This window comes from Bradyrhizobium viridifuturi, assembly GCF_001238275.1.
Lineage (GTDB): Bacteria > Pseudomonadota > Alphaproteobacteria > Rhizobiales > Xanthobacteraceae > Bradyrhizobium > Bradyrhizobium viridifuturi.
On the sequence record NZ_LGTB01000074.1, the window covers coordinates 1 to 19,778 of the forward strand.

General features: G+C 58.7%; 11 protein-coding genes and 8 pseudogenes. 7 read left to right on the forward strand and 12 right to left on the reverse strand.

Going from position 1 to position 19,778, the window contains the following annotated elements:
• From ALC15_RS42750 to ALC15_RS47385, 3 genes and pseudogenes are all read right to left on the reverse strand, one after another.
• Positions 1-321 (reverse strand): annotated as a pseudogene (locus ALC15_RS42750) (hypothetical protein); the annotation flags it as partial.
• A pseudogene (tnpB, locus tag ALC15_RS48060) lies at positions 296-385 on the reverse strand (IS66 family insertion sequence element accessory protein TnpB); the annotation flags it as partial. The pseudogenes tnpB and ALC15_RS42750, both read right to left, overlap by 26 nt.
• On the reverse strand, positions 382-729 hold the full coding sequence (locus tag ALC15_RS47385) for a transposase (RefSeq protein WP_050631915.1): 348 nt from the start codon (positions 727-729) through the stop codon (positions 382-384). The pseudogene tnpB and the gene ALC15_RS47385, both read right to left, overlap by 4 nt.
• Positions 730-958: 229 nt before the next feature.
• Between ALC15_RS47385 and ALC15_RS46965 the strand changes: the two are divergent.
• From ALC15_RS46965 to ALC15_RS46975, 3 genes and pseudogenes are all read left to right on the forward strand, one after another.
• Positions 959-1,132, forward strand: a pseudogene (locus ALC15_RS46965) (transposase DNA-binding-containing protein); the annotation flags it as partial.
• A gap of 572 nt (positions 1,133-1,704) precedes the next feature.
• Entirely contained in the window at positions 1,705-1,911 is a 207-nt protein-coding gene (locus tag ALC15_RS46970) for a hypothetical protein (protein WP_244486473.1), read from the forward strand.
• 66 nt (positions 1,912-1,977) lie between these two features.
• Positions 1,978-2,391 carry a hypothetical protein gene (locus ALC15_RS46975; RefSeq protein ID WP_244486470.1) on the forward strand — a complete coding sequence of 138 codons (414 nt, stop codon included), beginning with the start codon at positions 1,978-1,980 and terminating at the stop codon, positions 2,389-2,391.
• Positions 2,392-2,795: 404 nt separating this feature from the next.
• On the opposite strand, the gene ALC15_RS39350 is transcribed toward ALC15_RS46975, so the two are convergent.
• From ALC15_RS39350 to ALC15_RS39375, 6 genes are read right to left on the reverse strand one after another with little or no spacing between them, the layout of a single operon-like run.
• Positions 2,796-4,568 carry a tetratricopeptide repeat protein gene (locus ALC15_RS39350; protein ID WP_128089732.1) on the reverse strand — a complete coding sequence of 591 codons (1,773 nt, stop codon included), beginning with the start codon at positions 4,566-4,568 and terminating at the stop codon, positions 2,796-2,798.
• Between the two features lie 4 nt (positions 4,569-4,572).
• Positions 4,573-5,223, reverse strand: coding sequence for a DUF3540 domain-containing protein (locus tag ALC15_RS39355; RefSeq protein WP_050631918.1), 651 nt, complete (start codon positions 5,221-5,223; stop codon positions 4,573-4,575).
• Between the two features lie 17 nt (positions 5,224-5,240).
• Positions 5,241-6,197 (reverse strand): hypothetical protein, encoded by a 957-nt coding sequence (locus tag ALC15_RS39360; RefSeq protein ID WP_128089733.1) that lies wholly within the window; start codon positions 6,195-6,197, stop codon positions 5,241-5,243.
• Positions 6,198-6,231: 34 nt separating this feature from the next.
• On the reverse strand, positions 6,232-6,681 hold the full coding sequence (locus ALC15_RS48065; protein WP_430649226.1) for a DUF4150 domain-containing protein: 450 nt from the start codon (positions 6,679-6,681) through the stop codon (positions 6,232-6,234).
• Positions 6,644-7,720, reverse strand: coding sequence for a pentapeptide repeat-containing protein (locus ALC15_RS39370; RefSeq protein WP_050631920.1), 1,077 nt, complete (start codon positions 7,718-7,720; stop codon positions 6,644-6,646). Before ALC15_RS39370 ends, ALC15_RS48065 begins: the two co-directional genes overlap by 38 nt.
• On the reverse strand, positions 7,710-10,862 hold the full coding sequence (locus tag ALC15_RS39375) for a DUF2169 family type VI secretion system accessory protein (protein ID WP_050631921.1): 3,153 nt from the start codon (positions 10,860-10,862) through the stop codon (positions 7,710-7,712). The genes ALC15_RS39370 and ALC15_RS39375 overlap by 11 nt, the downstream gene beginning before the upstream one ends.
• A 515-nt stretch (positions 10,863-11,377) precedes the next feature.
• On the opposite strand from ALC15_RS39375, the pseudogene ALC15_RS39380 reads away from it, so the two are divergent.
• Positions 11,378-12,778: pseudogene (locus ALC15_RS39380) on the forward strand (alpha,alpha-trehalose-phosphate synthase (UDP-forming)); the annotation flags it as partial.
• A 522-nt stretch (positions 12,779-13,300) separates the two neighbouring features.
• Positions 13,301-13,414 (forward strand): annotated as a pseudogene (locus ALC15_RS43875) (transposase); the annotation flags it as partial.
• 105 nt (positions 13,415-13,519) lie between these two features.
• Here the strand turns inward: ALC15_RS43875 and ALC15_RS48070 are convergent.
• A pseudogene (locus ALC15_RS48070) lies at positions 13,520-13,735 on the reverse strand (IS3 family transposase); the annotation flags it as partial.
• A gap of 698 nt (positions 13,736-14,433) precedes the next feature.
• Positions 14,434-16,020: an asparagine synthetase B family protein gene (locus tag ALC15_RS46985; RefSeq protein WP_244486471.1), complete on the reverse strand. Its 1,587-nt coding sequence runs from the start codon at positions 16,018-16,020 to the stop codon at positions 14,434-14,436.
• A gap of 438 nt (positions 16,021-16,458) precedes the next feature.
• Between ALC15_RS46985 and ALC15_RS39400 the strand changes: the two genes are divergently transcribed.
• Positions 16,459-17,025: an ABC transporter ATP-binding protein gene (locus ALC15_RS39400; RefSeq protein ID WP_244486472.1), complete on the forward strand. Its 567-nt coding sequence runs from the start codon at positions 16,459-16,461 to the stop codon at positions 17,023-17,025.
• A 56-nt stretch (positions 17,026-17,081) separates the two neighbouring features.
• On the opposite strand, the pseudogene tnpC reads toward ALC15_RS39400, so the two are convergent.
• Positions 17,082-18,275: pseudogene (gene tnpC, locus ALC15_RS39405) on the reverse strand (IS66 family transposase); the annotation flags it as partial.
• Between tnpC and ALC15_RS42770 the strand changes: the two are divergent.
• Positions 18,207-19,620, forward strand: a pseudogene (locus tag ALC15_RS42770) (ISL3 family transposase); the annotation flags it as partial. The pseudogenes tnpC and ALC15_RS42770 sit on opposite strands and share 69 nt — an antisense overlap.
• Positions 19,621-19,778: the final 158 nt, after the last annotated feature.

Here is a 19,778-nt window from a genome sequence, read left to right on the forward strand (position 1 = left end):
ACATTCGTTGAGCCCCTCAATACTGACCTGCGGCGGCCCACGGGCCATGCCGGCACAGTAGCTTTCGTCGAACATCCAATTGGGAACCTCGCGGCTAAACCCACGCCGCTCCTCGGTATAGATGCACTTCAAATCCTTGCCGCGTCGGAAAGGTGCGACCTGAAGCGTCCGCCGAAAAAGCGGATGCCACGGATATGCAATTGTCGCGCTTCGAAGACTGTATGCAGAATGTCGCGTGTTGGGCTCTTTTGGCGCGGAACACATAAAGCGAACCATCGAACGGATCTGAGCCGGCATCGCGTACCAGCGCAACAAGGCCATCGATACCCTTGCGGAAGTCGACTGGATGGCTAGCCAGGAACACCTTCACGCCGGAGGGGATCATGCCGAACGCACTGCCCGGATCACCCGCTGCAACTGCGCCTCGTCGACGTCCACGCCGGCGCGCACGATCACCTCGCCAATGGCAATTTCGATCACTGCGCCTGTCCCAGACGCCACCACACCCTCGCAACTCGAGTGCCGCGCGGGACAATGTCGCTCTGCCCGAGCATCACGGCGCCAGGCGAACAGCTGCGATGGGTGAATGCCAATCCGGCGGGCGATCGCCGAGACACTCGCGCCAGGCTCCGGCGCCTCTGTCACAACTTGCGCCTTAAACTCGTCCGACCAGCGTCGGCGAAGCTGCCGCGGCGCTCCCTCAAGACGCTCGGCAACCGCTTCGATCATATGGAAGGTTCTAGTTCCAGAACTAGGCGCAGACATAGAAGCTCACATCGGCTCACAAATTCAACAGCCGATAGCCGATCGCCTAACCACTCCGCCAGACGGGGTCTCTTTGCTTTCAACTACCCACATTTGACGTCGGATTTGAGCGAGGCGCCGCGGGCGAAATCTTGAATCGGCAGAATCTGTTGTGATTCATTGTTGAGCACCTGATTCGGAAGTGGGGTGCTCGATGGGTCTGTTGAAGGAACGCGCGGAGACGCGTGCTCAGCGATTGGCGACCGATATCGAGACGTGGGTTGATCGAGAAACTGCGGGATGCGAGATTAAGGATGAGCGGCTTGGCCGCCGGTTCTGCCAATTGCTCGCACAAGTCGGAAGCGACATGGGTCAAAGCATCCCGTTGGTTTGTCAGGACTGGGCCAACACCAAGGCCGCCTATCGCTTCTTCTCCAACGAGCGGGTCAATGAGGCGGATATTCTTTGCTGTCATTTCGAGGCGACGCGCGGGCGCGTAGCGGCGACGGAGGGACCGATCCTCGTCCTCCACGACACGACGGAATTCAGCTTCAAGCGAGAGAAGCCGGATCTGATCGGCTTTACGGGCAAGACGGCAGGACGCACGCAGTGCGGCATCTTGATGCATTCGAGTCTCGCCGTGACGACCGAGGGGCTTCCGCTCGGGCTTTCGGCAATCAAGTTCTGGACCCGCAAGAAGTTCAAGGGGACGACGGCGCTGAAGCGAAAGATCAATCCGACACGGGTGCCGATCGAGCAGAAGGAGAGCATCCGCTGGCTGGAGAATTTGCGGCAATCGACCGACCTTCTCGCAGCCCCCGGACGATGCGTTCATATTGGTGATCGCGAGAGCGCATCTATGAGCTGTTTTGCCTGGCCGAGGAGGTCGGAACGCATTTCCTGGTGCGAACCTGTGTTGATCGGCTTGCCGGGGACGGCAATCATACAATTGCCGACGAAATGGACGAGGTTACGATCAAGGGTCTACATCGGATCAAGGTCAAGGACGACAAGGGCGATCCCGACGACGCGGTTCTTGAGATCAGGTATCGCAAGATACGCGTCCTGCCGCCGATCGGCAAGCAGACCAAATATCCCGCACTCACTCTGACCGTGATCCACGCTCAGGAGCAGGGAAGGCCGAAGCGGCGAAAGAAGATCGAGTAGAAGCTCCTCACCGATCTCCCGGTCCGATCGCGCAAGGACGCCATCGAGAAGATCGAATGGTACGCGTTGAGATGGAAGATCGAAGTCTTCCATAAGATCCTCAAATCTGGTTGCAAAGCAGAGGACTCAAAATTGCGAACCGCTGAGCGTCTGGTCAATCTGATCGCGGTCTTCTGCATTGTGAGTTGGCGCGTTTTCTGGATGACGATGCTCAATCGCTCCTCACCGAATGCCCTACCGCAAACCGCGCTGACAGATCCCGAAATCAGGCTTCTTGGTCATTTTGTGAAAGACAGGGGTGGCGATTGCTCTCGACGAAGCACGCTCTCGCACTATGTGGTCAAGATCGCGCGGTTAGGAGGATACTTGGCCCGAGCCAACGATCCGCCTCCAGGAAATACCGTGATCTGGCGCGGACTATCGCGGCTGACCGACATCGAACTGGGAGCCGCTGTCGAGGCAAAAATTATAAGTAATTGAAAGGATAGCCGATCGCCTACCCACTCCGCCAGACGGGGTCTCTTTGGAGACCTGCGGCAATGATCCAGTCTGGGACGGCCTGACCTACTGCTCGAGTTGTTCGGGCCCGATAATAAGTTTGACCAAATAGCAGGGGCCAATAACTGAGAAAGCTTCATATTCCGAAGCAATTACTAACCACCGGAAGTGATGATTAGTTAGATTCTGTGACGTTCTAAACGCGTTCGGCAGAACGACCTTCCGACTGGATCTCCCGGGCATATCAGCACCTTTCAGCTTCTGCCTTCCGACACCGGAAAGTCCAATCGCGCCAGTCGCCCCTTGTACTTTTAAACAGACCTCACGGCTCTCAGTCTGGAAGGAGGCCGGACCCGCAGCCTTCCGGATGTCTGAGAGAACGTGACTCAATCGCTCGTTGATGCGCGCAGCAGTGCCTCAAGCCGACGCCGACCTTTATTGATCGCCCCAGCCCAGCTACCGAGCCCTTCCTGCACGACAACTTCGAACGATGGATACCACAGTGGCTTGCCGTCTGCCTGAGCCCAATACCAGGGATAGCCGGGCGGCACGAAAACTACGCCAGGAACGCCAAGCGCTCCGGCGATATGGATGGCGAAGTTGTCGGGCCCGATCACGGCGTCGAGATTGGCGATCGCAGCGATCATTTCCGCAGGACTCTCGATATGCACGCCAGCATCGACGGGGCGACTCCAACGTTTCATGTGATGCCGTTGCGCGCCACTCATCAAACTGACAGGCGTGACGGAGTTTGGAGTCGCAGCCGCGACTTGCTCCATCGATAGGCCGATCGCGCCACCCTCCCACACGATTCCCACCAGAGGCCTTGCGAACGCGGCCAATGCATCCCGCCATTTGGTGAGCAGTTCGGCCTCGGGGCGAAGGTAGGGAATGCCATCGGCAATGTTGCGGGCGTCGGTCGGCAGAACACGCAATAATGATTGCAGCGGCATAGCCGAGCTGGTGGGCCCCGCTTCGTCTAAAATCACCTGCTCGGCGAGGTTGGTAAGAAGAGCCTGATGACGTGGCTGCGCAACCACATGTACATCTTGCGGGCTCGGCAGCCGACGCAAGAGACGAGCGAGTGCGATGAACTCAAGGGCACCCATCGTCGGCGGCACGACTATCTGACTCACATGTGCCAAGACGGATGGCTCGGGCATCGGGAAGTGGCCGAGCGTCAGCTCAAGCGTCGTCTGTAGCGACTTCGCTGCTTCATTCTCAGGTCGTGTGTGCAGGACGTGGCTGGCAAGCTCGAAAGCTTCATCGAATCGGCCAACGAGCTGTAACACACGTGCCAGAGCAAGCGTGGCTGAGGGCTCAGATTTGCGAGTGCGAACGAATTGCGTCAGCTGCGAAATGCCTCGGTCCGCCTCACCCTTGGCAATGGTAACGCGGGCCAAGATTTCGTGGGCTTCAACATGAGCCGGTATGTAGGCGAGCAACTTCTTGCAGATGGCTTCCGCTTGCTGCCACAGTCCAGTTGCGGCGCGGCAATAAGCCAGATGCAAGAGCCCAGCTATATCGAGCGGGGCGCGCAGATGCGCGCGCTCGGCAAGGCTGAGCGCCTCGTCAAGGCAGCTGCGTTGGAGCATGACGACCGATAAGTTGCGTAGCGTATCGGGATCGTCTGGAGCAATCTCAGTGGCACGACGGAGTACGGCCTCAGCCGCCGAGCTGCGGCCCAAAGCGAACTCGATCGCGCCGAGTTGAAGGAGGGCCCGCGCATTTCCAGGCTCGTCTCGAACAACCGTCTCGGTCATCGCCCGGGCTTCCGCAACATCGCCGCGGCTTAGCAAGGCATGAGCGAGCGCCAGCTTGATCTCCTCATTGCGCGGGGCGAGAGCCGCCGCGCGTTCGAGGCAGATCACCGCCTCTTCAGCACGCCCGAGCAATCCGTGGGCGATGCCGAGGTTAGCGGTGAGGCCTGCATGTTCGGGGTAAACGGTCGCCGCTTCAGCTAGCATGTCGAACGCAAACTCAGTTCGCCTCCGCGCAAGCGCCAGAGCGGCCCTTGCATTGAGCGTATCCGGATCGCTTGTGTCGACGAGCCCATCCAGTAGCTCCTCCGCCTCCTCGAGCCGGCCAGCCGCAATAAACTCCCGGACCGTTCTAACCCGGTCCTGCCGGTTCGGCGCCCGCATGCCAGTGGACAGCATCTCGTTATGCAACCGTGACGCGTTTGCCGTCGAGGCGGAGATCCTCGCTCACCGCGATTATTTTGCTGTGGGCCGCCTCGGAAGCAATGCCGGTCACCCTAATGACTTGGGTTTCGGTTCGCAACGAATCGAGCCGCTCGATCACCGCGACGCGCTCGACAGCCTTCACCGTAAGCTGCTCGGCGCTCGCTTCCTGAATCCGCGCCGAGGATTGGACACGCTGCGCAATTAGCGTGTAGAGCTTCCCGATCCACGTGGCTTTATTCGCGAGCACGGCAAACACCTTAGCTTGCAGATCGATGCGATCGGCGCGCAAGGACAGGCGTCGGCGCGCAGCGAGAGTGACGGTTTCGCCCTCAATCGACATTTTGCGCCCCCCCGGCAGGCGGACCATGCCACCACCGGAAGCCGCTCGCTCGAGCACGGTCACGACGAAGACCTGCTCCACGTCGGCGAAGAGCAACACCATGTCCTCTGGCATCGGCCGGACCAGGCAGCCAACAGCCACCGTCGCCGCGTGGCGAGCGCCAGCGAGTTCGACCTCCACCGTGGTGCCGTCGTCGCTGACTGACACGACGCGGGCCGGATGTTGTCCAGGTTCAAGCAAGCGCTCGTCCATCGCCAAGATGTCGGTGTTTGCGGCGCGGATCATCATTCTTCCTACCTTGCTGGCTACATGAAGTTTATCAACTGCTTCTGTATGACTTCCTCATTGCCGGTACTGGACATGATTTCAGCTCTTCGGGCCACAATCTTGTGCTGTTCCGCATTCAATTGCCCCTTTCTCAAATCTTCTTCGGTTATCGACATGCTGGTCTTGCAAATTTTCATGTCGCGGCCGACCGACTTAAAGTCCTCAACGGGAGCGAGCTTAAAGTCGCTTGTCCTGAGAATCTTGGTAGCACTGTCCGCCGATTTGAAGTCAGGTCCAAAAACATGCTTGGTCGAGCTTCCAATCACTTGCTTGGTGTCACTTCCTTCGACAACGTCGAGTTTGCTACCGATCGTAATAGAACTCATATCGCTCAGATTGAATGAACATTCGCGGGATAGCTTGAAGTTGAACGCTTCTCCATAAAACATGGATACGTTCCTGGCCATCGTCAGCGTAGTCACTGCGCCTCTCATGCAGGTGAATTTGGTGCCTTGAAACAGTTCCTTGGTGTCACCCATCGTCTCTTTTTCCGAGTTACCAACGGTCTTTTCCAACTTGTGGCCGTTGTTGATGAACTTGACGCGGTTTGAGGCTGTCAGGATGATGTCCGCGGGTGTCCCATTCGCGCCAGCGCTGATGGACACGCCATTCTCGGCGGAGATCTCATGAGTACCTTTCGGGACATTGAGCTGGGAGTTACCATTCGTGACCTCGGTGGTCTGCCCGCGACCGATCTTCAGCAGCGCAGCGCCTTCGACATTTGCCTGGACGTCCTTGTTGGTGAAGGCAAGTATGCCAGCGTTGTCGCTTTCTTGTTTGCTAAGCGCCGCCGGATCGTCGCCAACAGCCGTCGTGAGACCCGTGACAATTCTTGCCTCTTCGCTCGAATAAGAGCCGAGGCGCAGATAACTCGACTTGGTGAACGGAGAGGACGGCGTTTCTGGAACGACCACTCGCGTATAGGCATTTGGCATGGCAGGTATCCAATGTCGTATGGAAGTCGGCAGGTTAGCGCTGGGCCATTAAGCGGGTCTGAGAGGGCGATATCGAAAGTCCGAACGCGTTGGGATTCGCACCATTCTGCTTGGTCGGCATCCCCATTTTGGTTGCTGGGGACCCTCCAATTGACAGATTGTCCGATCCTGCGTTGGCGCGGCCCGGACCCATGACAAGTCCAGAGATCACGCCGAGGGCCGCACCAGCGTTGTCACCCATCGAGAACGCGCGTTCGGTCGTCATGTTGTGTGCAGGCATACACATGATCAGGCACCGGGACTGCGTGGGAATAGCCGTCGTGTTCATAGTGACGTTTGGATAGGGGATAGGCACCACAGCAGGACCGGAGGGCGTCTTGCAGACGTCGGGGAACGCATGATCCACCCCCAACATCGGGCCGCTTGAATTGACAAAAGTCATTTGTCTAACACCCTTCGTTGAACAAGATGACGCGGCTTGCATCGTAGAGTTCGGCGATGGCGCGTTCAGGTACAGTCGGCAGGGCACTCCCGCGCTGGGCCGCGAACAGACTACCTTCAGTCGACGCGCAATGAAAATCAGTCCGCAGAAAGCGCGAGCCGGAAAAGTCGCTGCCGTCGACCTTGGCGTGGTGCATCAGCGCATAGCACATATCGGCGCCGGCAAACGAGGCGCACTTGGCCGATGCCCGTGTGAAAACGGACATCGCCAATGTTGCGCCGGATAGATCGCAGCCGTCGAGGGTCGCCTCTTGGAAGATGCAATGCGTCAAATCGGCATTACGCAAACTTGCGGCCCGCAGGTCAGCCCTGACGAACAGTGTGCTCGGGGCGGTCGCGCTGGAGAGATCAGCACCCACCAGGCTCGCGTCGCTCAAAACCGAGCCGGAGAGGTCGACGCCGGACAGGTTTGTGCGGTTCAGCTTGGCGCCGCTCAGGTTGGCTCGTGCAAACGTCAGTCCGGAGAGATCCCGCTCCGACAGATCGCATTCCGAGAAATGGATCGTGTCGCAACGCAGACCGGTCATCTGTGCACTACGCAAATCGGCCCGTGTTATGGCGGCGTTCGAAAGCGTGGCGTTGTTGAGGACGATATCGGCAAGCCCACAATCCATGAGAGCGCTTTGAGTTAGGGTCGCCCCGCGCAGGATGGTGTGGGCCAACACGCAACGCATCGCTGTCGTCTGGCTAAACCGCGTCTCGCTGAAGTCACTATGGCTGAAATCTGACGATATGAACCTCGACTGGGTGACGCGCGCTTGCCGCCAATCGGAGCCGCCAGCGCGGCAACTGGCGAACACGCATTTTTCAAGGCAAGCTTCCGCGAAGGAAGCGTCGCTGAAGTCACAGTCCTGAAACATCATGCCGGTGAGGCGGGCACGTGTGAATTCGCTGCCGCGAAAGGAAGACTCCAGCACAGCACCATCATTCAGACACAGCCCGGATAGCATCTGGCCATCGAGCTGGGCGTTGCGTACGGGGACCTTATGGTCGATCGACTGCAATATCAGATCAATTGACATGGCGCGTGACCATCATGACCGTGTGGTCGATGTTTGCGTTGCTCAAGTCGGCCGCGACCAAGGACGCCTCCATCAGGTCTGCGCCATAGAGATTTGCATGGCGCAGGCTGGCGCCGGCCAAGTCGGTCTGATTGAGATGTGCCTCGAGCAGGTTGGCCGCATAGAAATCGGCGCCGCGCAGATTGTTGCCACTGAAGACCGCGCGCTTCAGCGATGCCATTCGGAAAGTGGCGCGCGCGAGCGCCGACTTGCCGAAATAGATCCCGTTTAGCCTGGCCATCGTGAAGTCCGCGCCGCTGAGATCGGCCGCCTGAAAGGAGAGCCCCTCGGCGCTGCTGCGGCCAAAGCGGGCATCGCGCAGATCGATGTCGCCGATGAAGCTGACCTGATCAAATTGGGAGCTCGAGAGATCGAGTTGCGGCGCTGCCACCTTGAGAAAGCAGGTTTGCTCAACTCGCGCGCCAGCAAAGCTAGCGCCCGATAACGATAAATCCATGAATTGTCCGCGCGCAAGAACGGCCTGCCGCCAGACGGTGTTGTCGAGCGCAGCTTGGATGAACGAGCATTGATGTAGTTGCGCAGAACGGAAGGTTGCTCCGATCATCGGTACCCGCAAAAATTGGAGCTCGACAAGCCGCGCCTGGTCGAAGCATGCGCCGGCCATGCGCGCGCCGAGAACGTTGGTACGCACAAGCTGGCTGCCTGCAAAATACGTTCCGCGGCAGTCGGCTTCTCCGAGATTGGCTTCGCTGAGATCGGTCGCACTGAAATCGGCGTTAATGAGCGTTGCTCCGGTCAGTACGGCTTTCACTAGTTTTGCGCCAGCCAGGTTGGTCCCGTTCAGCTTTACGCGTTCAAGAAAGGCGCCGGAGAAGTCCGCGTTGGCGAATTGCCGCCCGGAGAGGTCGGCGCCGGCGAGATCCCGACCAGCAATCGTGCCGCCGCGCCGGAACTCTTCTTCCGCCAGATCCCCCAGCGCATGCGCGACGGCCGGTGCCAGCATCGGGTCAGGCTTGAGCGCCTTGAGTGAGGCGCGCCTTGTCGCAGCCATGCCCGCTGCCAGCTGATCTTCCGCTTTGTCGATCTCGGTTCGCAGGACAGTCGATGCTTTCGCAGATTCCGTTTTCGCCGAGGTGATCCCTGCCTCCAGATCCACAACGTTTGTCGTTTGATCCGGCGCATTCAAAGCCCCGAGCGGCTCGCGGTCATCGCATGGTAACGCAGGAATGGCCCTTTTGAGCGCTGCTTCAGCATCAATGAGCGCCGTACGCGCGCGTTGAGCGGAGTCAGGTGGTGTACCAGAGGCCTCGATCCGCGCCACTATTTCTTCAAAAGCCGAGCGTTGCGTCGCCTCGGGCTTAACGTCCCGCGCTTCTTCGGGCAGTACCAGCCGCGGAATATCTGGAACTGTAAATGCGTTATCTGATATCGCGCCGCGTATTGGCTCTAGCGGTCGTCCAGCCGACAAGTTAAAGAACCGAGCATGGGCAAGTTCGAGTTGCTCATGTTCATCTAGCGATGAGCTTACCGCATCAAGGATTTCGCCACGCCATTGTTTCGCGCGTGCGAGCTTGTCTTCGATATCGCCGATGAGGGCCGGATCGGTGTCCGGTTGCGCTGGCAATGCCAGAGCTTGCTCAAAGTGTGAGTCCAACGACTCCGCCGCATCCGCGGAGGAGAGCGCGGCAAACAAGGCGTCGACATCGCTCGATACAGCGTTTCTACTGGCGACCTTCTCATAGGCCGCGTATATGGGTTGATATTGAGCTTCGAGCTTCTCGACATCAGAGTCTGCCTTGGCCTGTACCTTCTCCACAGCGTCGAGGATCTCGGCCAATTCGATCTCGCCGCTCTCGAGTTCCTCCGGTAACAGTTCCGGAACGCCAGACGGTTCAATCGACGATATCTCGATCGTCGGGCGCAGCGAAGGCGGAAGCTCAACGCGCGCGAGTACCTGATCGAGGGCCCAGCGCATGGAGGCGAGCTGTTGAACTGCGCGCTGTTCGGCCAGATCCCGACGTCGCGCTGCGCGGTGTTCGCGTTCGGCAGCCGAAATCTCGGGAGCAAGTTGATGTTCCGAAAAGGCATGCCGTGCGGCGCTCGCCGGGTCGAGCCGCAGTTGCCGAACTTTCAGATAATGATCGAACGGCCGCGCAGGTTCGCTTTGTTGCTCGTAAGCGACCATAACGTCGCCAATGTCGCTGCCATCCAATTCCCGCACGGCGATCGCGGTGCGGTAGATCATGACGCCGCGGCGGGCTCCGGCGAACAGCCACAAGGTATCGATGCGTGTCTGTAGTTCTGTGACGCCACGCGTCGCATCGCGCCAGCCGATGAAGCACCGCACGCGAAAGGCGGGCAGGCGGCCTTCGATCAACGGATGCTCGGCGGAGAAGTTCTGCAGCGCGTAGGGTTCTCCGCCGCAGATGAAGCCGCTCATGCGTTGGTCTGGCGGAGCGAACAGAAAAAGCCGCGGATCGGCGTCGGTCGCGAGCCCGGGGGCAACTGATTTTAGCCAGGCGGTGTCATAGGTGCCCGCGTATTGTAAGCGCTCCTCATCGTCAACCGCAATTGGTCCGAAAGTTGCGGATCGCACGGTAGACTCAATCAACTGAATCGCGTGCTCGGGGCTTTCTACGTTAGGCAGGGCCACCAGTTCGCCGGCCTTACTGCGGCGGAGCGCCTCATGACCGACGCCGACCCGGTTCGCCGCGTAGTCTGGCCCGCCAAACGCGCGTTGCCGCGTTAGCGGCATTTGCTTGAACGGCTGGACGGCTGTCGGTCGCCAGCCGGACCCTGTCATCTGCCAATAGCGGTCGCCGGTCACCAGAAGATGCTTTTGGATCGGCCCGAGTGCAAAGCCCAACATCATGCGTTCGGTTGGCCGTCCGTTCGGCGCCGCCGCATGTCCACCGATGAGCAGTTCGGCTTGCGGCTTGGGCATGCCGATGTCGAGAGGGGTGCCAGGTGGAAGCTCCTTTGCGGCCATAATCCAAAGGTCCTGCTCGCCCTGCAGACGGAGGGCGCCCGGAGTGGCGAGGTCGAACATCGCGAAAACCGAAATGATGAGGCTGGCCCCTGGGGGACGACGCTCGCATTTGGTCAACAAACCCAATGTGCGGGGCTTTACAAGAACGGGCATGAAACCTGCGGAGACGATTTTGGTCTCTTAACAATATTTATCGAGCGTGACAGACGTTCGGTCGTACCATGCGAACGCGTCCTTGTGTCACATACCAAGCCAGGTAGGCAGTAATGGAGCTCAACGTTGTGTAAATGGCCGTTCGCGCACCGCGACGGCTTGATCGTATAGACAACAATTCTCTCACGAGGCGGCTCGGAGCCGCTCAAGCGGCCAGATGGACGACGCGTAGGGGCTTGTGCGTCGCCGAAAGAAAATACAAGCCGTTTTGTCCGCGAAAACCGGTAATGCGTTGGTTGGCCTTGGGAAGGCTTCCTTCTCGAGACGAAGCCATTGGTGCATTGGGCGCCTGAATGACCATATTTGTCTTGCGGGTGTTTCGTAACAGCCGACGAAGCGCACATGAAGTCGTCCACATGAAGTCGTCGAGGGCAGTCAGGTGTCAGGCCGCAAATCTTCGGCGATCAACCTTGGCAAGTTGATTGAACGCCGGGCAAACGCGGAAAGGACAACTTGTGACTCTCGTCGTAGTGTCGAACCGGGTTGCCAGCGGTGATGCCAATGAACCCAAGATAGGCGGGCTTGAGGCGGCCCTGCGTCCCGTGGTGCAACAATCGGGAGCAATCTGGGTGGGGCCTTCTCCTCCATTGCAGGTTGGTCAAGAGAAAGAGCCGCCTGTCAAGGAGCTTGGCAAAGGCAAGCTTGTGAGGGTGGATGTGCCTGCCGCGGATTATCGCGGCTATTATGAGGGATTTGCCAATTCGGCACTATGGCCGGCGTTGCATTGGCGCACCGACCTCATCAACGTGTCGGAAGCAGACTATGTCAGCTATCGCAAGATAAACGCCATCATGGCGCGAGAAATGCTCCAGTTCGAGGAGGCGACCGCGTTCTGGGTGCATGATTATCATTTCCTCACGCTCGGGACCGAGCTGCGTAAGCTCGGCATCAAGCAGCCGATCGGTTTCTTCCTGCACACGCCATGGCCGGCGCCTGAGGTGATGCAGCTTGCGCCGTATCAATGCGAACTGGTCGAATCGATGCTTGCGTACGATTTGATCGGCTTTCAGACCGACGATGACCGGAAGAATTTCCTTGCTTGTGTCCACGCCGACCTCGACCTGACAGTCAGCGGGGACGGTGTCGTGATCTCACCAAGTCGTGGCGTGACGCGATGCCAGGTGTTTCCGATCGGGATCGATGTGGACACGTTCGCGCGATGGAGCGCGGTCGCCGCGTCGGAGCCATGGATCTCGTGGATACGGCGCAGTCTCAATTGTGAAAAGATTGCAATCGGCGTCGACCGGATCGACTACTCCAAGGGTATCGACAAGCGCCTCAACGCTTTAGACCGCTTATGGACCAAAAGGCCGGATCTCACGCACACAATTTCGCTATTGCAGATCGCGATCCCATCGCGCAGCGGCATTGAGGCCTACAGCGATCTACGGAAGAATGTCGCCCGCCTCGTCGGCGATATTAACAGCCGTTATCGTGAAGGCGACTGGTCTCCGATTAGCTATGTCGAAGAGGGCTTCGGCCAAGCCGAACTTGCAAGTCTGTACCGCGCAGCAAAGGTCGCCTTGGTAACGCCCTTGCGCGATGGCATGAACCTGGTGGCGAAAGAATATGTCGCGGCACAAGATCCGACCGATCCCGGCGTGCTGATTTTGTCTAAATTTGCCGGCGCGGCGAAAGAGTTGGACCAGGCGCTGCTCGTCGATCCAAACAACATTGATGACATAGCAGGTAAGATTGAGGCGGCAATTTCGATGTCGCCCTGCGAGCGCCACAGGCGCTGGCGAGACATGATGGGGAGGCTTCGCGCGCATCTCATCCAGCAATGGCCTACGGACTTCATTGCGGAGTTGGAGAAAGGTCAAGCCGAAAAACTCGTGGAGCCGTACAGTGCGCGGGATGCGGGGGACCCCAGCAGTTCGAAAGGGAAGCCCGAGGGGAAATTAGCCGGAGGCACAAGCCATGTGGACCTGCCGCGGCAGTTGTCATGTTTGGCGTTCGATCTGCGGGCAAGGAGATTAAACCGCGATTTCACGCACATCGTAGGGTCGGACTGGAATCACGGTCCCCAACCGGCCCCGGACGTGCTGCTCGGCGTGCTGAATAGATTCGACGCCTTCCCGAGGTCGTTCCAGCCCACGACAGATTTTTACATCCACGGTCATCCCTACATGGCGCAGTTGGTTGCAGGGATAAGGGAGGTGACCCCCAACAATCCGCTAGGCGTCAACGTTATTCTCATACCTCGACTTAAGGGCGGCTGAACGCATCTTGGGTTATAGTTAGCACCGCTTGCTTGAACGGTCTACTATCAAAGTCGGTCATCGATGTCGTTATAACAGAGCCGGTTTCGTGATCCGAACAGTCCGGGAGTTTCTGCCTGACGGCGGGCAAGATTGACCCGCGAATCAGGAGAGACGATGAGCAGACGAGCACGCCGCAACCACACACCGGCTTTCAAGGCGAAGGTGGCGCTCGCCGCCATCAAGGGCGATCGAACGCTGGCTCAACTGTCGGAGCAGTTCGACGTCCACTTATCGTTGCACACGATGAAGAGATTGGTCCAATCATTTCACGCCGCCGCCGTCATTAGCTGTACGTCTGCTCTCATTCAGAAGGGTGTCCGGTTAATAACAACCAATGGCGACGAGACAAAGAAAGCCGCGGCTGATGGGCGGTGGAGATACGTGATGTCGGCCGCCCATACCTGGTTTGGCCGGGCGATCGTCAAGTTGACGCAACAATAGGGATAGATCTTGTGGCCCGCCGCCGGCCTCGTCGTGCTCGACCTTGGTCCCAGCGCCCGCGATACCCATCTTGCGCATCCAGTTCAACGTCGTCCCGGCCTGACTCCGCCGCAGAAACCACTCGGCTCGGCGAACCGAGGGGCGTCAGCAGCTATCGGATTGCGCGTCTCTCCACCATACTGAGTATGTGAAGGGCAGGACTTGGCGGCAATCAAATACCTGAACGTGACCGCTGATGATTTTCACCGAAAAGAAGGACAATGTGTCGTCCTCATAGCCGATGCATATCTCCGACGTCCCGGGGCTCAGTATCCAAGGCGATTTCGCGCCCTGGTAATATAGGTACGGTAACAAGCCGCTGACCTGGCATTCACGGTCGCGGTCATATCCGTCCACTTGTCTTCCGCATACGGCGACACTAATCTCGTTGCACGTTTTGGTTTCGCGTTCGTACACGCTGAGGACATCGCAGCGGCGATGGTAAGCGAACGCGACCGCAGCTGACGCCGCTCGGACATGCTGTTTCATGTCGCCTACCTAATGTGGGACGGACGAAAGGGCGGGACGCGCCGAGTTCGCCCACCATGTCGTCACTAGCCGGCAACGATTGCCGAGGGTATTCACGACTTGTCTGATTGCCGCGTAAAGCGACTGCCGCTCGCAGCTCGACTTCACCTTCACGATGTCGCGTAAGACGCCCCGGCCTAGATCTCGACATCAACACGCTATCCTTGAAACTGGTCTAAGCGGTACCTGCAATGACCCGTGCTTTGCCCGGGAATGTTGCATCGTTGATAATGGCACAGTCAACAGAGTTGCCGAACAAACCGTTCCGCCCATAAAAACCGAGCCAAAGTGCTTGTCGCGGAAAATTCGCGTGTTGTTATCACCCTGTTTAAGAGCGCCATGACAGCCTCTTGCGAAACCAAGCCGAAGTCGGCCAAGGCGCAAGAAGCAAGCTGGGATGAAATTATGTCCGAACGAGCCATAATTGCCCTTGGCAGTACAAGTGCAAAAGTCTCCTTTGAGTAACCGGGTGGAAATACGTCGGAGCCCAAGCGCTCACGCAAGTAACAACGGAGGAGTTCCTTGCGCGAGCGAAGTGCAAATGGAAGCTGGGCTCCAAACTTGATCAATCTCGGATCGCCAAATGGGCGGACGGGCCACAGTCCTCGCGTCGCGAGTGGACGAGCATGACAAAGATTTGCGAGCAGAGTTGTGGATTGAGTTGCACTGATGGGGGCGCTAAAAAGGAAGGATGAACGAGCGGCGTCGAGCCCGCGTTTCGTCAATAGGTCTTCTGCAAGCCCAAGCGCGATATCCAGGTAGGGTGAAGATGGAGACCTGAGTTCATCCTCGTCGCTGGTGAAGCGAGCGCAAAACTCGTCTCCTCCTATGCCGGACCAGATAATTTCGCAGCCATCACCGCGAAACCGATCCCAGAGCGACCCGAACGCCTCAAAGTAATATTCAGAAATTAGTGGCAGGCGTCCTTTCGGGTCGAGATCTAAATCAATCGCCGGCATGTAGTCGCGCATTTCAACTTTGTGATCGCGGCAATTCAGTGCGCTCAAAATGCTCGCTCGGCGGTCACCCTGCTTGGGGCTACTCCCGTCGCCCAATAGTATCCCGCCACATGCTAGCGGCTCTATGCTCTCGCCAACAGCAATTGCGACGGAAGCGGAGTCCATTCCCCCGCTCAGCTCCACAGCACTTGCGCAAAAGGCGGTCGGCCGCGAACGAACAACCGCCTGAAGAGTATTAGAAAACTCAAGGACATGATTGCTGTCCTCTCGTCCAGAGAGCTCAGGGGCTGATGAAGTTGTCGTCCCATACTCAAATGACGTTCGCGATCTGTCGACGTACAAGGTGGCGCCAGCGGTCAGCAGGTTAACGCCTACGCAGGCCTGCCGCGCAGAGTAGAACGTTCTCATCGATAGATGATGGCTTATGATTTCTGCATCAATCGTTCTCGATTTATCCAAAAACTCGACAAAATCCCAGGAGAGCGTAACCGTGCGAGTGCGCTCCTCCACGTGGAAGTAAATTGGGAGGCTGCCAATATGGCCTGCTCGTACACGCAACCGAGGACCCCGGCGAGCGCCTTCGATCACGATAAAATCGAGCGGCCAGTGCATGCATTTCTGGTAGTTCTGACGAAACTGATCCGCAGACACATGGGCTATTACGACCGAATGAACGCCAGCTTCGTCCGCCGCTCCTTGACGCTCACGTATGACGAAGAACCATTGCTCAGAGCTCGTCACTAACGAGCTCTCAAGGCTCTTATGTTGAAATGGCCAGATGTAGCTTTCACCAAACTGTATCGAACTGCCTTTGGCAAAAGGATCGAAGCTTTCCAGATCGGCTATTTTCAGAGTGGCCTTGAGCATTTGTTCCTGGACTTAATCGTTACCGCCTCTCGTGTGAGAGGCGGTAACGAAGTGACGAATGATCTTAAAGGTAGCCCTGGTTGGCGCTGTCGTTAGGGAAAGGGGCCTTCTCTCCCTCAATAGTGGGAGGTGGCAGCACCGGCAAGGGGAGGTCAGTTGTCTCGGGCCGCAATCGCCGCTTAGGCGTGTAAGCAGTTGCGCTCTTCATGTCAATCTCCGGGTGATCGAGCTTCTCGTCTCAAGTCTGGGCTTCAGCAAAAGCCAAAGAGATGGCGCGGCAACGGGTCGAGCCATGACGGACACTCTCTCATGTGAGAAGGTGGGCGACAACCTACCAATGTCGGCAGTTGGAGGACGGCGCTGGACAGAATTGGGCTGACGTCTAGTAACGGCAAATTGCAGCAAATTTCGCTGAGCCGCATCTTTACGTGAGATTGTATGGAATTCAGATCGCATGGCCACGTCACCTCTCTTAGTGCAAGCAAAGCCCATTCCGCGGATCAGCCACATCAGGTCAACGATAGCGTATTGCCGCCGGCTTCCGAAATTCTGCATGCGTACTGGCGATCCGCTCGGCCCTTACTTCTCATGGTTGCGGCGGTGGCGGTACTCTCCAGCGCCAGCTGCGTCGCAGGCCCCTATGTATTTTCGTGTCTCATTGATCGTCTTCCGCTCAGCGACGACATCTCGGTGATAGCTTGGAGTTTCGCGGGATATGCGGTTTTGGTCAGCGTCGCCTCTGCATTGCAGCGCATGTTGCAGTATCTCTCCTTCATGGCAGCCGAGAACCTGAGCTTTATTGCTGCAACTCGCTTCTTCGATCGCATCCTGAGGAAAGCCGCAGCATTTTTTCTCGAGTGCAGTCCCGCTGAGCTACAGAGCGCGGCCGCTCGCGGGCGCAGCGCATTGACCATGTTGGTCCAGCTTGGGATTGGTGTCTTCATCCCTGCTGCAACGCAGCTTCGGCTTACGCTCATTACCCTCGGCGCGCTCCTCAATATCTAGATCGCTGCAATCGTCGGGATTTATTACCCATACGACGAAGGCCGCCTGATCCACACCTACGCGCGGGCGTGGCGAGTTGTATGATGATTGTGTGAGGGGCAGGCGGCTTGCTGATCGTCGGGATTGCCGGCTTGGCGCACAAGCTTCCATTCCCAAGGGAGCAGTTCGTGCAGTCGCGAAGCAGGAAGATCGGCGATACGGGCCAGGACGTCGGCGAGCCAGCCTTGGGATCGACGTCATTCAGGCGATAGGTCGTGATCATCGTCAGCGTGATGGCGGCGCGGTCGGCGCCGCGCATGCACCCGGCGAAGGTCCAGTTGCGCCTTCCCAGGGCGATGCCGCGCAACGCTCTTTCGGCGGCGTTGTTGCTGAGGCAGATCCTGCCATCGTCGAGGAAGCGGACAAAGTCGTCCCAGCGCCTGATCATGCAGTTCATGGGCTTCAGGACCTCGGAGGAACGCGACAGAGTTTCTCGCTCGCGGAGCAGCCAGCCATGCATGTCGTCGAGCAGCGACTTGCTTCTTTCCTGGCGCACGGCGCGCCGCTCGTCGGCGCTGCGGCCGTTGATGGCGCGCCCGATCTCGAACAGGGCGTCAAGACGCCTGACCGCCTCCAGAGCGATCGGGGAGACCGGTTTGCTTTTCTGTCCGTCCCGAGCGGTTTTCTCGATGTAGGCCAGCTCGAAGAAGCCCCGCCGCGCATGGGCGAAGCAAAATGCCGGCGTGATCGGCATCGCTTTCCTTTGCGGGTCGAACAAGGGCTCGAAGCCGCTATAGCAATCGGCTTGCAGGATACCGGCGAAGGCGGCCAGATGCTTCTGGGGATGCTCGCCCCGTCGATCGCTCTGCGCGTAATAGACCGCAGCCGGCGGCGCCGGCCCACCGTAGGGCCGGTCATCCCGCACATAGGTCCAGATTGGCCCGGTCGCGCACTTGCCCTTCCGCCAGGATGCGGATGGTGGTGTCGTCGCCATGAAGGCGCTCGGCTGCGAGCACATGACGCTCGATCAGCTGGAACAGCGGCATGACGGCGAAGGTTCCGTGGCGGACCTGGTCGGCCAGCGTCGATAGCGGCAAAGCGATCCTCTCAGCCTTGAAGCGCGCGCTCTGGCGATTGAGCGGGATATGCACGCCGAACTTGTCGAACAGGATCGTCGCCAGCAATTGCGGACCGATGAAGCCGCGCGGCGTGGCATGGAACGGTGCCGGCGGCTGGCTGATTTTCTCGCAATCGCGGCAGGTGAACTTTTTGTGTTTCGGCGGCGCTTTCGCTGCGATGCGGTCCTGTGCGGGCGTCAAATCTTCACGGAACGCTTCGCTGAAGGCGTACTGGCACCATCGGCACGACGCACGGCAAGGCTCGACGCTATCGTCCATCACCTCGGTCTGGCGCTTGGCGGTCGACCGGCAGCAGGCTTCGCAAAGCGGCTGATGCTGCCGGTCAGCAAGGATACGCTCTTGCGCGTGGTCCGACGCCGTCACCGTCCGCCAGCTGACCCGCTCAAGGTTATCGGCATTGATGATTGGGCATGGCGGCGCAATCATCGGTACGCCAGCATCATCTGCAACCTGGAAAGGCGTCGGATCATTACTCTGTTGCCCGATCGAGAGCCAGCGACCACGCAAGCCTGGCTCGCCGAGCATCCCACGATGATGATCGTTGCCCGCGACCGCGGCGGGGGCTATGGCGAAGCCGCGGCAAAGGCGCTGCCGCACGCGGTCCAGGTCGCCGACCGCTGGCATCTGATGGAGAACGCCAGTCGAGCCTTCCTTGACGCCGTCCGCAAATCAACGCGCCAGATACGCACCGTCATCGGTGCGACCACGATCGATCCCAAGCTGCTAACAGCCGCCGAGCGCCTCCAGTATGACGGCTATCTACGCCGCGAGGAGACCAATGCGGCCATCCTGGCCCTGTCGAAGAACGGCATTCCCATCAAACAGATCGTGCGCCAGACTGGCCATAGCAGGTAGCTGGGTACGGCAGGTGATCCGCGGCGAACGCCATGATATCTTCCGGACCCGGCAGAGTTCGCTCGATCAGCACCTGCCATGGCTCAACGGTCAATGGGCAGCCGGTTGCCGAAACGGTGCTGAGCTTTGGCGCCGTTTAACGGAGCGTGGCTTCCGCGGCTCGCTCCGCGTCATCAGCGAGTGGGCGCCCCGCAGACGACGGGCTGAAAATGCCGACGCCCAGAATCTTCAGCGGATTCCATCGGCCAGAACGATCGCGCGCCTCATGACAATCAGGCGGGACGTGCTCACGAAAGCGGAGACCGTCACGGTCGCGGCGATCGAGGCTGGCGTGCCAAACCTGGTCGAGGCACGCGAGATCATCACCGAATTCCATTTGATCATCCGGCGCAAGGCGGGAGCGGGACTCGCGCCATGGATCGAGCGCGCCCGCGCCAGTCTCGTAGTCTCGTTCGCCAATGGAGTCGTCAAGGATGAAGCGGCCGTTCGGGCAGCCATCACTTCGCCGTGGTCCAACGGGCAGACTGAAGGTCAGATCACGCGCCTCAAACTCGTCAGACGTCGAATGTACGGCCGCGGGAAAATCGATCTGCTTCAAGCTAGACTAATTGGCGCAGAATAATCGAGCTGCACCAAGATTGATGGTGGGGAACGGCCCTTCGAACCGGCATCAAAAGTGCCTAACGTGGTCGCGTAGAGAGGCGCCACAAAGGAAGGACCGTTCCATGGAAAAGATTATCACGGTAGGCTTGGATTTGGCTAAGTCGATCTTTCAAGTTC

Coding starts and splice junctions, on each gene's coding strand:
- ALC15_RS39360 (WP_128089733.1), bottom strand. CDS start 6,197: ATGCCAAATGCCTATACGCGAGTGGTCGTTCCAGAAACGCCGTCCTCT.
- ALC15_RS39370 (WP_050631920.1), bottom strand. CDS start 7,720: ATGTCAATTGATCTGATATTGCAGTCGATCGACCATAAGGTCCCCGTA.
- ALC15_RS39400 (WP_244486472.1), top strand. CDS start 16,459: ATGGAATTCAGATCGCATGGCCACGTCACCTCTCTTAGTGCAAGCAAA.
- ALC15_RS47385 (WP_050631915.1), bottom strand. CDS start 729: ATGATCGAAGCGGTTGCCGAGCGTCTTGAGGGAGCGCCGCGGCAGCTT.
- ALC15_RS39355 (WP_050631918.1), bottom strand. CDS start 5,223: ATGATGATCCGCGCCGCAAACACCGACATCTTGGCGATGGACGAGCGC.
- ALC15_RS39350 (WP_128089732.1), bottom strand. CDS start 4,568: ATGCTGTCCACTGGCATGCGGGCGCCGAACCGGCAGGACCGGGTTAGA.
- ALC15_RS46985 (WP_244486471.1), bottom strand. CDS start 16,020: ATGCTCAAGGCCACTCTGAAAATAGCCGATCTGGAAAGCTTCGATCCT.
- ALC15_RS48065 (WP_430649226.1), bottom strand. CDS start 6,681: ATGCAAGCCGCGTCATCTTGTTCAACGAAGGGTGTTAGACAAATGACT.
- ALC15_RS46970 (WP_244486473.1), top strand. CDS start 1,705: ATGGACGAGGTTACGATCAAGGGTCTACATCGGATCAAGGTCAAGGAC.
- ALC15_RS39375 (WP_050631921.1), bottom strand. CDS start 10,862: ATGCCCGTTCTTGTAAAGCCCCGCACATTGGGTTTGTTGACCAAATGC.